14 protein-coding genes are annotated in these 11,997 nt (G+C 43.1%); 2 read left to right on the top strand and 12 right to left on the bottom strand.

All coding sequences use genetic code 11. From position 1 onward, the window contains the following. Positions 1–48: 48 nt before the first annotated feature. A complete protein-coding gene (treF, locus tag ACO6S0_RS08195) occupies positions 49–1,626 on the bottom strand; it encodes an alpha,alpha-trehalase TreF (RefSeq protein WP_422351494.1) in 1,578 nt (525 codons plus the stop codon). A gap of 148 nt (positions 1,627–1,774) precedes the next feature. Further along, positions 1,775–1,954 (bottom strand): hypothetical protein, encoded by a 180-nt coding sequence (locus ACO6S0_RS08190; protein WP_422351493.1) that lies wholly within the window; start codon positions 1,952–1,954, stop codon positions 1,775–1,777. A gap of 95 nt (positions 1,955–2,049) precedes the next feature. On the opposite strand from ACO6S0_RS08190, the gene ACO6S0_RS08185 reads away from it, so the two are divergent. Together ACO6S0_RS08185 and ACO6S0_RS08180 are read left to right on the top strand one after the other, a co-directional pair. Continuing rightward, entirely contained in the window at positions 2,050–2,676 is a 627-nt protein-coding gene (locus ACO6S0_RS08185; protein ID WP_422351492.1) for a GntR family transcriptional regulator, read from the top strand. Between the two features lie 53 nt (positions 2,677–2,729). Beyond that, positions 2,730–2,873, top strand: a complete 144-nt coding sequence (locus ACO6S0_RS08180) for a hypothetical protein (RefSeq protein WP_420399597.1) — start codon at positions 2,730–2,732, stop codon at positions 2,871–2,873. Between the two features lie 2 nt (positions 2,874–2,875). On the opposite strand, the gene ACO6S0_RS08175 is transcribed toward ACO6S0_RS08180, so the two are convergent. Genes ACO6S0_RS08175 through ACO6S0_RS08130 form a run of 10 tightly spaced genes read right to left on the bottom strand, consistent with a single transcriptional unit; the run spans position 2,876 to position 11,978 of the window. Further along, the gene (locus tag ACO6S0_RS08175) at positions 2,876–3,676 is read right to left on the bottom strand and encodes an amidohydrolase family protein (protein ID WP_422351491.1); all 801 of its coding nucleotides are present in this window, start codon (positions 3,674–3,676) and stop codon (positions 2,876–2,878) included. 30 nt (positions 3,677–3,706) lie between these two features. Then, the gene (locus ACO6S0_RS08170) at positions 3,707–3,958 is read right to left on the bottom strand and encodes a hypothetical protein (RefSeq protein WP_422351490.1); all 252 of its coding nucleotides are present in this window, start codon (positions 3,956–3,958) and stop codon (positions 3,707–3,709) included. Further along, entirely contained in the window at positions 3,945–4,559 is a 615-nt protein-coding gene (locus tag ACO6S0_RS08165) for a nucleotidyltransferase family protein (protein ID WP_422351489.1), read from the bottom strand. The genes ACO6S0_RS08170 and ACO6S0_RS08165 overlap by 14 nt, the downstream gene beginning before the upstream one ends. A 3-nt stretch (positions 4,560–4,562) precedes the next feature. Continuing rightward, positions 4,563–5,573 carry an XdhC family protein gene (locus ACO6S0_RS08160; protein WP_422351488.1) on the bottom strand — a complete coding sequence of 337 codons (1,011 nt, stop codon included), beginning with the start codon at positions 5,571–5,573 and terminating at the stop codon, positions 4,563–4,565. Then, positions 5,570–6,769, bottom strand: coding sequence for a molybdopterin molybdotransferase MoeA (locus ACO6S0_RS08155; protein WP_422351487.1), 1,200 nt, complete (start codon positions 6,767–6,769; stop codon positions 5,570–5,572). The genes ACO6S0_RS08160 and ACO6S0_RS08155 overlap by 4 nt, the downstream gene beginning before the upstream one ends. Next, complete coding sequence (locus ACO6S0_RS08150) at positions 6,769–7,842, bottom strand: ThiF family adenylyltransferase (protein WP_422351486.1); 1,074 nt, start codon at positions 7,840–7,842, stop codon at positions 6,769–6,771. The genes ACO6S0_RS08155 and ACO6S0_RS08150 overlap by 1 nt, the downstream gene beginning before the upstream one ends. A 1-nt stretch (position 7,843) precedes the next feature. Then, positions 7,844–8,437, bottom strand: a complete 594-nt coding sequence (locus ACO6S0_RS08145; RefSeq protein ID WP_422351485.1) for an NTP transferase domain-containing protein — start codon at positions 8,435–8,437, stop codon at positions 7,844–7,846. Positions 8,438–8,458: 21 nt separating this feature from the next. Further along, positions 8,459–9,445: a GTP 3',8-cyclase MoaA gene (gene moaA / locus ACO6S0_RS08140; protein ID WP_422351484.1), complete on the bottom strand. Its 987-nt coding sequence runs from the start codon at positions 9,443–9,445 to the stop codon at positions 8,459–8,461. 45 nt (positions 9,446–9,490) lie between these two features. After that, positions 9,491–9,745, bottom strand: coding sequence for a MoaD/ThiS family protein (locus ACO6S0_RS08135; RefSeq protein WP_138832906.1), 255 nt, complete (start codon positions 9,743–9,745; stop codon positions 9,491–9,493). A 4-nt stretch (positions 9,746–9,749) separates the two neighbouring features. Next, positions 9,750–11,978, bottom strand: a complete 2,229-nt coding sequence (locus ACO6S0_RS08130) for a molybdopterin cofactor-binding domain-containing protein (RefSeq protein ID WP_422351483.1) — start codon at positions 11,976–11,978, stop codon at positions 9,750–9,752. Positions 11,979–11,997: the final 19 nt, after the last annotated feature.

Below are 11,997 nucleotides of genomic sequence, written 5' to 3'. Positions count from 1 at the left end.
GTTACACTGAATAGTCCAGTCTGGAAAAAGAAACTTACGTCAAATGGTTTACTCCTCCAACTCGGTCAATAGTTGTTTGAAGCCAAGCGCCACCCCATTGGTCCAGCCAAAGCCATCTTGAGTCTCATACTCCCCACCCCCTGACAACAGACTTAAATCCTCCACATTATACTTCTCCATCATTTTACCGGTATTCTTATACACCTTTTCATTGAGGGCCAACCATCTATGCATGATTTCGATAGCTTCTTCTTTAAAACCATAATTTAAAAGGCCTTTAACCGCAATCCACTGAAGCGGTGCCCAGCCGTTAGGGGCGTCCCATTGTTGTCCCGAATGCTCCAAGGTAGTTAGCAAACCACCGTCCTTCAAAAATTGGGTCACGATAACTTCCTTTACCAAGTAAGCCTGTTCTTGGGTGGCTATTTCAAAATAAAGCGGAAACATGGCCGCCAAAGTAGGGTTGGGTGTACTACGTTCCTTTTCAAAATTATAGTCCAGATAGAATCCTTCTTCCGGATTCCATAGATATTCTTGAATCAATGCGCTTCTTTTTTTGGCTAGCTGAGTGTATTTTTCTGCAAGTTCGGGCTTGCCAGCCAGATTTGCTCCGGTTGCAATAAGTTGCTCCAAATAGTACAAAAGGCAATTCAGGTCAATGGGTAAGATGGCGGTGGTTTCGGTTGTTTCAAATTTCCCTTTTTCACCGTACCATCGGGAACTAAAGTCCCATCCAGAAGCCGCCGCCGATCTTAAGTTCTTGTATAAGGCTTGTTTGGATGAATCAGTTGGCAGTTCGCTGGCCAAATGCAGGTCCTCCTTGTAGGCTTCCGGCCTAGGGCTTGTGCCCCTATCCCAGTAGCGATTCAAAATATTGGATTGCCCCATGGGAACCACATGTTCTATAGGGCCATCACTTATACCATCAGCCGATCCATGCATCCAAAAGTCATATTCTTTGATTAGCTGTGGCAAGTATTTCACTGTTAACTCCTGATCTTTTCGAGCAATAGCCCCCACCATTAGCGCATAGAATGGAGGCTGGGACCTTGTTCTATAATAATTGCGCGTACCGTTTGGTATAAAACCAATGGAATCAATCAAAAAACTAAAGTTGTCCACCATATTGGTGGCCAAATCATCCCTGCCAGCCACTAAAAGCCCTTCCAACGTAAAATAACTGTCCCAATAGTAGATTTCCTGAAATCTCCCTCCCGGTACAACATACTTATAGGGTAGTGATATCCGTGAACTATGGGGCACAACAGCATCCGGTCCTCGCGTCAGTTTATCCCACATCAATGCAATGTGTTCATACATGGTTTTGGTGGTGTCTGTTTCAAATTCCAAAGCTTTCATGGATTGGTCCTCAAAGTGATCTTCAATAAAAGCCGACAGATTAAAGCCCTCCTCCTGTTTAGCGGTAAGGTACTCCGTTTCCAGTTCTAAAAAGTGCTTTTGCGGGACAAGATCCACAAAGGTTTTGGAGTCCTTGAACAATCCGGAAAGCTGAACATCCTTGAACAGTTCTGTTTCATACAAACTTTCGGGTTTAACGGTATCTCGCTGCTTACAGGAAATGATAAGCAAGCAAAGAAGCGCAAATGGGAAAAATCGTAGTTTCATTGGACAGGGAATTGTATCGAAAAACAAAAAGGTTCAGAAAATTAGGGAATTAATCCCATTTTCTGAACCCCGTGGTGTGATTCTTCATTCAAGACAACTACAGTTCCGAGGAGAGAGACATTGAAATGTGGGTGTGGTAGTTACTGAATCAGTTTTTGACCCCACTAGAATTTTGAACCGCGCTCAAACCGTCCGCGACCATCTGTGTCCTTGCTTCCTCCTCATCCCTGGGAGGTTCGTAATCATCCGATTTACTACTACTGCAGGCCATCAGAAGCATCGCTCCAAACAGCATTAAAAAGAGCTGGTGTTTGATTGCATTTTTCATGACCAATCGTTTTCATCTTTACCGAATGTAGCATTTTTAAAGCTGTTGACCGATGTTTATGTATGAATCGTATACGATTCTGTATATTTAGCGATATGCAAACTTTGATACTTAGAAACCAGGTAAAATCCCATTTGCTCAATCAAATCCAAAAAGGAAAACTCCAAGTTGGTAGAACCATCAATCTTGCCTTATTATCGCGTCAACTAGGAGTGAGCGTAACTCCGATTCGTGAAGCACTAAGCCAGCTGGAGCAGTCCAGGGTTATTTGTGCTGTTCCCAACAGAGGTTTTGTAGTGACCCAACTCAGTAAGAAGGAGGCAAAGAATATTTATGAGACAGTTGCACAATTGGAAATCATGGCTGTGGAGGGGTCACAATATACCGATTCGGATATTGAGGCATTGAGAAGGCAGCAAATCAGGCTACAGCAGTCCCATACCCCGTTCAAAAGGTTGGAGGCCAGGTTTGATTTCCATCATATTTTGGTTAGAAACTGCGCGAACACCGTATTACTTCAAATTCTTGAGGATTTGAAAACGCGCTTGCTATTTTACGAGCAAGGATATGGTAATGATGCCAGTTTTTATGAAAATGTGGACAATCAAAATGAAGCAATAATTCATGCAATTGCAGAAAATAACGTCCCAACAGCAGCTTTGATTCTTAAAATGAATTGGATGGTGGTGCTGGAATATGTGGAGAAACAGTTGACTGCGTGACTTTTAAATACTAAAAGCAATGAGACAGCGTTAATCCATAAAAAGTCTCACCTATGCAATTCTTAAATAAGGAAATTGAATCCCTGGTCAAACGTAAGACGGCCAATTCATTGATCAAAAAGCAGATTTCTTGTGGCATTTTCCAGGATTTGGGAAAACAAGAATTGGAAAGCGAGCAAACCCAGAAATCCAAGTAGATTTAATCCTTGAACAAGGAAGTATCCACCCCGGGAATCAACTTCAACGCATTTTTATAGTACACCTTTTTTAAGACTTCGTCTGGTAAGTCCAAGCCATACATAGCCCAGAATGCATGGTATTTTTTATAGTAGGGAAAGTACTCATCCGCCGTTTCCAAAACTCTAAAGTATGTGGAGAACTCCTCCGGTTTCCAGCTATCCTTTCCAAATAAGATTCTGTCCTGGTATTTAATAAAAAACCGTTTTGCTTGCCTGGGTTGACGTCCTAGTTCGGCTATGATAGCACCAATACCCACGTACATATTGGGCATTTCATCCAACAACTCCCCTAACCTTCCCAAATTATTGGCATACCATCCCATGTGCGCATTGATGAATTGTGTTTTGGGGTGTTTTTTAAACATCCTATGCTGCTCATCAATAATTTGTTGCCAAGGTGCGGGATTGGTTGCGGAACGCTTTCTTCTCGGCCGTGTTTTCAGTTCCAACCACCTCTCGTTACTGCTATCCATAGGGTCCCAAAAAGATTTTGGGTCTGCCGCATGAATCAAAACAGGGATGCCCAATTCGGCACACTTTTCCCAGACGGGATCTAATCTTGGGTCATCTATGGCCACCCGATTGCCCTCGTTATCCTTGTATCTCAATCCTAGACTTTTATAGATTTTAAGGCCTTTGGCACCACTTTTAACGTCCAATTCCAATTGGGCTGCCGCCAATTCGCCCCAGTTAGCCGTACCTACGCCACTAAAGTCTACGTTTGCAAAAACAACAAATCGGTTGGGATAATTTTCATTCACATTTTTAAGCTTCGCCCTTAGTCCAGCACCTTAGCCCCCACTCAGGTTGACCATCACCCCCATGTTCATCTGATCCATATCGCTGATCAACTCGGACAAATCCTGGGATTCCATATTAAATTGATGGCTATGCACATCAATAAAAGTGAATTTTGCCCTCTTCACAGGATTCTCCGGTACAACCAAGGTTGATTTTGGGTTGTACTCCTCAAAACCCATTTCTTGACCTGCAACAGTTCCGAATAAGACAAAAAAGATTAAAGCAAAACTATATATTTTCATTATTAATCTTTTGTTTTTCAATTATATAAGCATAATCTTCAATTGTGTCAACATCAAGGGATTTATCCATAGACGGAATGGAGACACAGTCATTTTTATATTTGGCAATCATCTTCCTAGCTCCAAATTTTTGATCTAATCCAGACAACTCTTCATACAGGGAATGATGAAAAATTGCAGGAACCCCAGGTCTATTTTCATATTCCGTAGCAACAATTTTACCAGTACCATCAAAAAAATTTGTTTTTAGCTCAGTCAAAAAAGAAGAATCTATCAATGGTTGGTCCGCAAGCATAATCAAAACTCCCTGTGGAATTTCATCAGATCTCATTACCTCCTTTATACCAAAAGCAATGGAGCTTCCCATTCCTGTTTTCCAATCAGGGTTATGGACAACATTTGCCTTTATCTCAATAGATTCTGATATATGCTGGGCGTTTGCCCCTAAAACCACATAAACCTGTGAAGAAACTGGCTTGGCCTGTTCAATGGCATTCCCCAACAAGGTGGTCTTTCCCCAAGCTAAGAGCTGTTTAACAGTTCCTTGCATACGCGTGGATGCCCCAGCCGCCAAAATAATCGTTGAAATTTGTTTGGTCATTGGCTAAGTGTGAATCCGACCCATTTTGTTTTTCAACAGTGCGGGTTCCTTTCTCCTTACCACTGTGAGAATCTCCGAGACCACAGAAATGGCAATTTCCTGTGGGGTTTCTGCACCAATATCTATTCCTGCCGGGCCATGGACGCTTTCCAAAAATTCCTCAGAAACATCTGGACAACGCTCCATAAGCTCATCAAAGAGTTTTTCCCTTCTTCTGAATGGGCCCAAAAGACCAATGTATATTCCCCTTTGCTCCCTAAGCGCCATCAAGAACTGTAAATCCTTTGCATAGCTGTGGGTCATAACGACCACTGCCGTTTGATTATCCAAAGCGGGTTGGTAGAGTTCTGGTTCCACGCTTATCAATTGTTGAATGCCTGGAAAATCCCCTTCTGATTTTTCTTCCCTAGGATTAGCCACAACCGTAACCTCCCAGCCTGTGGCGGTGGCATATTTACACAATTGCACGGCATCATGTTCGGCTCCAATAATCACAAGCTGAAAACACGGATGCATCTCCTGTTCAAATTGCGCTAGACCTTTACTTTTTAAAACTTCCGAATTATTAATTGGATTTGTACCATTCGGAAAGTGAAACAACGTACCGTAATTTGGATTTTCACTAGGCTCTTTTTCAAAATACGAACTGATGGAAAAGCTTTGGCGTGTTTTGATGGTGTCCCAAAACTGGTCAAGGAACGCAGCGTCAGGGTTAAATTCTTCCAATAGGATATAAAGAATGCCTTCGCAACCCAACCTATATCTTCCATCGTAAACCATTACTTTGCTAAGGGCGGTGGCAAATACAGATTCCGCCTGTCTCAAAACTTCTTTTTCCACACATCCGCCACTTACGGCTCCTACCATATCTCCATTGTCAAAAATCAGCATTCTAACCCCTGGTCTGCGGTACGATGAACCGTCCAATGCCACAACCGTGGCCAAAACCGATTTTCTTCCCAGTTTCCTTTTTTCTTCGAATTCTTGTATGATGTGCTTTAGTTCGTGCGTCATGAAACCCTATTTCTTGCTGGAATAAACGGAACCAATTGCTCTTCTTCCATCTTCTTGCCGGGTTTAAGCCGAATAAATCCGTCAGCTTTTGAAAGCGCCATCAAATCTCCAGAACCTGTGGTGGAGATTCTTGTGGCCATCAGTTTTCCGTTGACCCAATCTACCCTAACTCCAATAAAAAGGGTAAGATCCGTGGTGTTTTCCGTTGGTTCTTTTAAAAATACATCAAATTGCGGGGAAGCCATTCCCAAAGTTTTGTTAAGCCAAGGTTTAAAATACACATGATAGCTTACAAAGGTGGAAACAGGGTTTCCCGGAAAGGAGAAAATGGTCGTGTTGGACTTTTTATGTTGTCCAAACCAAAAAGGTTTACCTGGGCGTTGACGAACCTTGTGAAATACTTTTTCCACTCCCAAAGCATCAAAAGTTTGGGGCAAGAAATCAAATTTGCCCTTGGACACTCCCCCACTCAACAACATCACGTCATAATTTTTTAAGATTTCGCCCAATTTATCTTTCAGGATGGATGGATTATCAATAAAATGGAAACAATCTGACGGAATTTGCAGCCTTTTAAGCAAAGCTTGAAGGGTATGCACGTTTGACTTTCGGATTTGATGCGGTTCAGGCTTGTCCTCCACATCGACCAACTCATTTCCCGTAGAAATCACGGCAACTTTGGGTAATTTTTTAACCTTAATTTTGGACCTTCCAACGGAAGCCAAAACACCTATCTCTGCTTCGTTTATCAGGATTCCTTCTGGAAGTAATACCTCACCTTGGGCTACATCGCTTGCCTTATAATGAATGTTCTGTCCTTTTTTGACCGATTCACGAAGTGAAAAACCGTTATCCTCCTCTTCAAGGTGTTCGTACATGATTACGGTATCCGCATTTTTAGGAACCATGGCACCAGTCATCACCTCAATACAATGTGTAGCGTCCAAAAGTTGTTGTTGGGGACTACCAGCCTGGGCCATTCCGGAAACAGGAAAGTTCTGGTCGGCTGATTGAATCCCTGCAAAGTTTATGGCAATGCCGTCCTTGGTTGCCCTATCAAACGGAGGGAAATCCCTGTCTGCATGGATTGGCTCTGCCAAAATTCTTCCTAGGGAATCTGAAAGACCAACCTCCTCGGCACCAAAATTAGAGGAAAGGTTCAATACCTCTTGTAACGCGTTGTCGTGTGAAATCATTATGGATTGTGGCTTAGTGCCATCATTTGGTTCATCCCGCCCAAAACAGAATAAAAATGGATCTTGGGATAATTGGATTGTAGTTGTTTTACGGCTTGGGCGCTTCGTTTTCCAGACTGACAAATGACATAGATTATATCATTATCAATGAAATCAAAGTGCTTTGAATCCAGTTGGTTCAATGGAATATTTATGGCTTTGGACAAGTGGTTGGCTTCAAATTCGGCAACCGTTCTAACATCAAGCAGTACATGTTCTGTTTTCAGCCCTCGGAACTGCTGATAGGCCTCCGCTGAGATTTCGGTAATTACTTCACAATCAGGCGTTTCATAAAACTCTTGGAGCTCTTTGATTTCTTTGTGGACGGGATTTGTTTTAAAGTTGAATTTGCTCATTTGCTGGCTTAAACCATCATATATCAGCAATTTTCCTGACAATACTTCTCCTATACCAGCAACTAGCTTAACTGCTTCCAAGGCCTGGAGCGTTCCTATTACCCCTGGAATTACCCCTAAAACCCCATTGTCATTACAATCAGGTACTTCTTCGGCGGTTGGCATATTAGGGTATAAGCAGCGGTACGTGGGACCTCCTTGATGATTGAATACGCTCACATGTCCTTCAAAACCATGTAAAGCCCCATAAACAAAAGGCTTGTTCAAAATAACACAGGCATCATTGATAAGGTAACGGGTTGGGAAGTTATCCGTAGCGTCTATTACCACATCGTATTCCGATATAACCTCAAGTGCATTTTTCTTCGTCAAAAACGTATCGTAAAGCTCGAAAATGGTTTGCGAATTCTGTGCTTGCAGTTTCTCGTGGGCCACCTCTAATTTGGATTGTCCCAAATTCTTTTCTGTATATAATACCTGGCGCTGCAGATTATGCAGTTCCACAACGTCTTGATCCATTAGACCTAGGGTTCCCACTCCCATTGCATTTAGATATTGTACCACAGGTAGCCCCAGTCCACCCAAACCAACAACCAAAACTTTGGCCTTGGCAAGCTTGTCCTGGCCATCAGGGCCAAAACCTTTTAACCGGGTCTGTCTGTCGTACCTAAAGTCCATGCTATCCCAATTTGGATTTGGCAAATTCGTAATCTGATAACGAATTGGCATTGTACAATACTTCATCCTGATTGGGATGAACCAACTGGATGTCTGAATTGATCAAAAATTTCCGAGGACAGCTGCTATCCGTACTTTCCAAATGTGCAATGGATTTTTTAAGCGCGGCAGGCTCCCAAATGGTTGCCAAGGGTTCTGGAAGACCACTTTCATGCGTAGCATATGAGGTGGCCAACATGTCTGGATTTCGCTTCGCGGCCAAATCTTTTATGGACTCTAAATCCAAAAGAGGAAGATCGCATGCCAAAACCATCCAAGCCACATTGGGATGCGCTTTATGGGCACTTAAAATTCCATTAAATGGTCCACGATATTCGTTTTGATCCACTATAACATTAAACTCATTTGAGACGGACGCTTGTTGCTCATCCCTCATACTCAAATAAACTTCAGCACAAACTTGTTCCAAAAGATGGTATAGATATTCCTGCTGTGGACGACCATGGTAACTTATAAGGCCTTTATCAGAGCCCATACGCGTACTCTTGCCTCCGGCAAGCACCAAACCATTTAATTGTGGAATTTCCTTTAACATAGATTGAATTGGATTTTTGAATTAACCGCCGATGGAGGTCATGGAATTATCAAATACGGTTTGGGAATGCTCTTTTTGAGCCTCAAATCCTGTTTTGGCTCGTGACCCAACAGCTTTTAGGATGGCATTTTCAATACCTTCCTTAGCCGCTTCCCCTCGGATAATATCCCTGATATTCGCTTTAGGTTTCCCATAGAGGCAAGTAATCACATCACCCGTGGCCGTAATCCTCAATCGATTACAGCTCCCGCAGAATGTACGACTAAAAGAAGGGATGATTCCAAAAGTTCCAGCATGCCCTGGGATTTTGTAATTCACAGAAGTAGATGTTTTGGGGGATTCCAACTTCTCAAAATTTGGATAGGTATGGGCCACATGTTCCAAAATGGCTTTATGATCCCATTTAATACCATCAAAGTTTTTAGAGCCACCATTAAAAGGCATTTCTTCCAAAAATCTAACCGAAACCTTGTGATGTTTCATAACCTCCAGTATAGGGATAACATCTTGTTCGTTCTGCCCCTCCAACACAATAAAATTGATTCTCACATTGAATCCTTCGGTAATCAAACGTATTAAATTGTTGTGCACCGTATCAAACTGGTTCCTACGGGTAATCCGTTCAAAAGTTTCTCTGTTGATGGAATCCAGGCTTACGTTGATATTTTTAATCCCGAGTTCCTTTAACTCATCAATATGGGGGCCTATTACCGTAGCATTGGTTGTTACTGAAATATCATTCAGTCCGGACATTTTGGTTAAAGCCCTTAACAAGTGCATCAAATCCTTGCGCACAAAAGGTTCACCGCCTGTAATCCGAATTTTATCTATCCCCTGTCCTACAAGAACCTCGCTCACTTGGATGAGCTCATCAATTGTGAGGAGCTTCTTGTTTTCTGCAAAATCAATTCCTTCTGACGGCATACAATAGTTGCATCGGAGATTGCACCGATCCGTAACCGCAAGTCTTAAATAATTGATTTGTCTGTTATGATTGTCTATCAGCATAATTCAGCTTCTCTTCCTAAGTGCAAGATACTACTTTGTCCACAGTTAACCTCCGCTTACGGGCGGGATAAGTGCAATTTCGTCATAGGCGTCTATGGATGTTTCATCTTGCGCGTATGCATTGTTTACAGCAACAGCCAAGGAAGAAAGCTTATTGAGTTCCGGATAGGTTTCCCCCAGGAACTCTTTAAGCTCTTTGACTGTTTTTGGAATTTTTCTGCCTGTAGCGCTAGCTGTGGGAACGGACAATGTGGAGCTGCCCACTATGTCTTTGGTTATCCCGAACAACAGTATTGTCATAAAATCAACCTATTACTTCCTTTTCAGGTACTTTTAAAAGTTCTGGATTTTTGGTGAATGGTTGTTGATATAGCCTATTGCCCGTAGCTGCCTTGAACGCGTTGGCAATAGCCCCACCAGCTGGTGGCAAAGTTGGTTCACCCAAACCTGTTGGAGAAAGCTCATTCTTGATGAAATGGGTTTCCACTTCGGGAACCTCCCGCATTCGGATGAGCCTGTATTTATCAAAATTCTGGGCATGCCCCTTACCACCATCAAACGTAAAATCACCATACATGGAATGCCCTACCCCATCAATTACGCCACCTTCTGCCTGGTTGGCCGCTCCGGTCGGGTTCACCACGATTCCACAGTCAACAACACAAGTTATTTTCTTGACCACGGGTTCACCATTCTCTATTTCCACATCTGCCACTTCTGCTACATGGGAGTTATGGCAGTAGTAATTGACAAATCCTTGGTAAACATGGCTGGGTTTGGTACCCCATCCAGATTTTTCAACGGCAACCTTGATCACCTCTTTCATACGTTCTGGAGAGTATTCGATGCGTTCATCCGCCTCAGCATCTACTTTGTCCAACAAATCCAAGCGCATCTGTATCTTGTCCACTTCCATTAGTTCTGCAAGCTCATCAAAGAAGCTTTGCTCTGCCGATGCCAAGAAATTGGTATAAGGTGCTCTCCAAGCTCCAGTGGTAATGTTACTGTCATAAGCCGCAGAATCCACTTGGTAATTTTCAATGGCGCCAGCCGGAAAGAAATTTGGAATCAATCCGTACATGCCATCATTGATGGCAGCTTCTTTTAAGTGATAGGCTGTGATTTTTCCATCTTTGATTCCAGCCTTGATTCGGTATTTGATCGCAGGTCTATATACTCCAATTCCCATATCATCCTCTCTGGTAAAAACCACTTTTACCGGTTTTCTTATGGCATCGGATACTTCAGCAGCCTCAATAACGAAATCCCCGAACAAACGTCTGCCAAATCCTCCACCCATGCGAGTCATTTCCAGTAGGACGTCTTTTTCTTCCCTTCCCAACATTTTGGCAACTAAACCAGCCTTCCAAGCTGGGGTTTGAATAGGGCCCACCAAATGCACTTTTTCATCTGTCACATCTGCAAAGAAATTCATGGGTTCCAGACAGTTGTGAGGTAAGAAAGGTGATTCGTAGGTGCGTTCCAGAATCTCATCCGCTTCCGCAAAAGCCTTTTTCACATCCCCATCGGAACGCATGGTGTTGAACTCGTTTCCATCGAGGAGGGCAGTAAGTTTTTTATCGTGATCCTCGGTACTTTCAACCGTAGTATCATCCTCCCAAACCGCTTCAATAGCATCTTTGGCCTTAAAGGCCTGCCAGGTTGTCTCCGCTATCACCGCTATTTTATCACTTGAGGAAATCTTGCTTCCAAAACTGGGATCTTCGGCCAACAGACTTCTCACTTTTTCACCAATTTTGACCACATCAATCACTCCAGGCATGCTTTTAGCCTTGCTATCGTCATAGGAAACCAACTTCTTTCCAAAAGCTGGAGGTCTAACCAAAGCGGCATATACCATACCCTCAGCTTTATAGTCCAATCCGAAGAGCGGTTTGCCGGTGGTGATCTTATCTATATCCACATTGGTGGCACTTTTCCCCATGATTTTATAATCCTTAGGGTCTTTTAGGGCCACTTCTTCAGGAACTTCCAGTACGGCAGCCTCATTGACCACATCCCCGTATCCCAAAGTTTCTCCGGCCGCGTTGGTAATAACACCTTCGCTTACAGTACACTCGGTGGCATCCACACCCCATCGAGCGGCTGCGGCATTGACCAACATTTGTTTTGCGGTTGCCCCGGTTTGCCTAAGTGCATCCCAACCAAAACGAATGGATTGGCTACCACCCGCCACTTGTCGCTGGTAATTTTCTGTATCCAATATGCCCTGTTCCACATAGACGTCCTTCCAGGCCACATCCAGCTCTTCAGCTATGATCATGGGCATGGAGGTCTTTACACCTTGTCCAATTTCAGGGTTCGGAGAATATATGGTTACCGCGCCATTATCCGCAATTTTGATAAAGGCGTTAAAGTCGTTGTAGTTCAGAAGTGAAAGATCCACAGGCGGTTCGGCCTTGGGTTTACACGCCTGAAAAAGATTAAAGCCAATGAGCATTCCGCCTCCAGCCAAGGAGGAAGTACGCATAAAGGCCCTTCTACTAAATGTTATTGTTGAGTTTGATGACATTTTAATGTTTTTAGAGATG

The sequence above is a fragment of the Flagellimonas sp. genome (genome assembly GCF_965233845.1).
Lineage (GTDB): Bacteria > Bacteroidota > Bacteroidia > Flavobacteriales > Flavobacteriaceae > Flagellimonas.
The sequence above is the reverse complement of the archived record's forward strand: the minus strand, read 5'-3'. Positions and strand labels throughout refer to the sequence as shown.

Coding starts and splice junctions, on each gene's coding strand:
- treF (WP_422351494.1), bottom strand. CDS start 1,626: ATGAAACTACGATTTTTCCCATTTGCGCTTCTTTGCTTGCTTATCATT.
- ACO6S0_RS08190 (WP_422351493.1), bottom strand. CDS start 1,954: ATGAAAAATGCAATCAAACACCAGCTCTTTTTAATGCTGTTTGGAGCG.
- ACO6S0_RS08185 (WP_422351492.1), top strand. CDS start 2,050: ATGCAAACTTTGATACTTAGAAACCAGGTAAAATCCCATTTGCTCAAT.
- ACO6S0_RS08180 (WP_420399597.1), top strand. CDS start 2,730: ATGCAATTCTTAAATAAGGAAATTGAATCCCTGGTCAAACGTAAGACG.
- ACO6S0_RS08170 (WP_422351490.1), bottom strand. CDS start 3,958: ATGAAAATATATAGTTTTGCTTTAATCTTTTTTGTCTTATTCGGAACT.
- ACO6S0_RS08165 (WP_422351489.1), bottom strand. CDS start 4,559: ATGACCAAACAAATTTCAACGATTATTTTGGCGGCTGGGGCATCCACG.
- ACO6S0_RS08160 (WP_422351488.1), bottom strand. CDS start 5,573: ATGACGCACGAACTAAAGCACATCATACAAGAATTCGAAGAAAAAAGG.
- ACO6S0_RS08155 (WP_422351487.1), bottom strand. CDS start 6,769: ATGATTTCACACGACAACGCGTTACAAGAGGTATTGAACCTTTCCTCT.
- ACO6S0_RS08150 (WP_422351486.1), bottom strand. CDS start 7,842: ATGGACTTTAGGTACGACAGACAGACCCGGTTAAAAGGTTTTGGCCCT.
- ACO6S0_RS08145 (WP_422351485.1), bottom strand. CDS start 8,437: ATGTTAAAGGAAATTCCACAATTAAATGGTTTGGTGCTTGCCGGAGGC.
- moaA (WP_422351484.1), bottom strand. CDS start 9,445: ATGCTGATAGACAATCATAACAGACAAATCAATTATTTAAGACTTGCG.
- ACO6S0_RS08135 (WP_138832906.1), bottom strand. CDS start 9,745: ATGACAATACTGTTGTTCGGGATAACCAAAGACATAGTGGGCAGCTCC.
- ACO6S0_RS08130 (WP_422351483.1), bottom strand. CDS start 11,978: ATGTCATCAAACTCAACAATAACATTTAGTAGAAGGGCCTTTATGCGT.